Raw genomic sequence first — 2,506 nt, 5'->3', positions numbered from 1 at the left:
ATCAACACGTGGTTGCTGGTGCCGCTGTCGGGTGTGCGGTGGTTCTTCGGGCCGGTCGCGAAGGTCTGCATGCAGTCGGCGTGCGCGTCGCTGGCGTCCGGGCCGATGTCGCTGATCGTGTTGTGCCGGATGATCAGATCGGTGCCGAAGAACCGCAGCCCGTCGTAGTCGTCACCCACCGGATGGCGCACCGAGTTGTCCTCCACGGTGACATCGCTGCCGCGCATCCAGATACCCGGCGCCGGGCCGTTCGACACCGCGAAACCGGACACCACCACGTGATCGGCGCTCACCGTGATACCGGCCGCCGGGGCGTGTCATGCCAAGTGTGTAAGCAACGGGTGGACCAAGATCGACCGCTGTGATCGGTATGACGGTCGGGAAGGACACCCACATGATCCAGAATCAGTGCGACCCTGACAGTGAAACCGCGGCGGCTCGGCGACTCGCCCAGGCGCTGGAGCCGTCGGCGATTGATGCGTTGCTGGCCGATGCGAAGGCCACCGGCACCCCGATTGATGGCGTGGATGGATTGCTCAACCAGATGACCAAGGCCGTGCTGGAACGGGTCCTGCAGGCTGAGATGACGCATCATCTGGGCTATGACCGTGACGACCCCGCCGGCACCGGCACCGGCAATTCCCGCAACGGCAGCTCATCGAAAACCCTCTCCACGACCAACGGGCCGGTCACGATCGACGTGCCACGCGATCGCAATGGCGAATTCGAACCACAGATTGTGCCCAAACGCGCCCGCCGGGTCGGGCAGATCGACGAGCTGGTGCTGTCGTGTTACTCCCGGGGTATGTCGACCCGCGACATCGAGGCGCACCTGCTCGAAGTCTACGGGGTGGCCGCCTCCAGGGAACTGATCTCCAACATTACCGAGGTCGTGACCGACGAAATCGAGGTGTGGCGTAACCGGCCGGTCGAGGAGGTCTACCCGATCGTCTACATCGACGGGATCCGCATCAAGGTCCGGGACAAGGGCGCGGTCACCATCAAGAGCGCCTACCTGGTCATCGGCGTCGATGTCGCCGGCCGCAAGCACGCGCTGGGCTGCTGGATCGCCGAGACCGAAGGCGCGAAGTTCTGGCACTCGGTGCTCACCGCGCTGCGCAACCGAGGGCTACGTGACATCCTGATCGCCTGCTGCGACGGCCTGTCGGGCCTGCCCGAGGCCATCACCTCGGTATTTCCCGACACGATCGTGCAAACCTGTGTGGTGCACGTCATCCGCAACGCGATGCGGTTCGTGTCTTATCGGGACCGCAAACAGATCGTCGCGTCGATGAAATCGATCTACACCGCGCCTACTGTCGAGGCGGCCGAGGTCGCGTTGAAGGACCTCGACACCCAGTGGGGACGCCAATATCCCGGGGTGATCGACGTGTGGCGCCGCGCCTGGAACGAATTTGTTCCGTTTCTTGACTACCCGACCGAACTCCGCCGAGTCGTGTACACAACAAACGCCATCGAGTCCATCAACTTCCAACTCCGGAAAATCACCAAAACACGCGGGCACTTTCCTTCGGATGAGGCCGCGATGAAGCTACTCTACCTCGGACTGCGGAACATTTCCAGTAAACGAGGAGGTGAATCGGGAACCGGAACACCGGGCTGGAAAATAGCACTCAACACCCTAGTGGTCCTCTTCCCAGGACGACTTCCCCTATGATAGAATAAGCACATTCAGTCACCCGTGGCTTACACGGAAAATGTGACAGGCTCGTTCGACCCGCAGAGGTACGGCCCAGTACCGGCTGGTGATGCTGTCCGGTCGCGGCACCGGAGCCGGGGCCTTGCGCTGCCCGAGGCTGCAGCAGGTGATGGGCGGCTCCGACCTGAAGGTTCCACCACCGCAGGTGGTGACCGAGTGCGCCAACTCGATCGGCCCGGACCGCCGCTTCTACGCCACCGCCGACACCGTCGCCGACCTCGACCAGCTACGCCGGGCACTCGGGGTACAGAAGCTGACCCTCGACAGCGCCTCCTACGGCACGTTCCTAGCCGAACGGTATGCCATCACCTACCCCGACCGGGTAGCCCGGCTGGTGCTGGACTCGGTGGTCCCCCACGACAACTACGACCCACTCGACCTCACCGCGTTCCACCGCGCCGCCCAAGTCCTGGCCATGGTGTGCGCCGACACCCACTGCGCCACCGACCCCGCCCACGATCTATGGCAAGACATCCACACCCGCCACGACGGGCCAGCACTGTTGGATACCCTCAGCGGCCTAACCAGCGGCGCCCCCCGCCTGAACGATCTGCCCAACCTGCTGCACCAAGCCGTCCAGGGCCACCCCCAGGCCCTCGATGCCCTGGTCGCCGCCGAGACCAGCGGCCAGACCACCCGGGTGGAACACCTCAGCCAAGGCCTCCACGCGGCCACCGAATGCCAAGACCTACACGGGCCCTGGTGTGACGCGGCCACCCCAGTCGCCGGACGCGCCGCCGCCACCGCCGCCGCCGTCGCCGCGCTACCCCCCTCGGTGCTGTATCC

3 protein-coding genes are annotated in these 2,506 nt (G+C 64.8%); 2 read left to right on the top strand and 1 reads right to left on the bottom strand.

Annotation, left to right across the window (positions count from 1 at the left end; all coding sequences use genetic code 11):
* Nucleotides 1-293, bottom strand: a 293-nt coding sequence (locus ACREXZ_RS30690) for a hypothetical protein (protein ID WP_431767890.1), incomplete at its 3' end; no start/stop codon positions are given.
* 101 nt (nucleotides 294-394) lie between these two features.
* Between ACREXZ_RS30690 and ACREXZ_RS30685 the strand changes: the two genes are divergently transcribed.
* Both ACREXZ_RS30685 and ACREXZ_RS30680 read left to right on the top strand, forming a co-directional pair.
* Nucleotides 395-1,678, top strand: coding sequence for an IS256 family transposase (locus ACREXZ_RS30685; protein WP_431767889.1), 1,284 nt, complete (start codon nucleotides 395-397; stop codon nucleotides 1,676-1,678).
* Between the two features lie 151 nt (nucleotides 1,679-1,829).
* A partial coding sequence (locus ACREXZ_RS30680; protein WP_431767888.1) for an alpha/beta fold hydrolase occupies nucleotides 1,830-2,506 on the top strand: 677 nt, incomplete at its 3' end.

The organism is Paraburkholderia sp., assembly GCF_050742655.1.
Lineage (GTDB): Bacteria > Pseudomonadota > Gammaproteobacteria > Burkholderiales > Burkholderiaceae > Paraburkholderia.
The sequence above is the reverse complement of the archived record's forward strand: the minus strand, read 5'-3'. Positions and strand labels throughout refer to the sequence as shown.

Bases quoted from the DNA above. Each gene is read 5' to 3' on its own strand.
- ACREXZ_RS30685 (WP_431767889.1), top strand. From the start codon at position 395: ATGATCCAGAATCAGTGCGACCCTGACAGTGAAACCGCGGCGGCTCGG.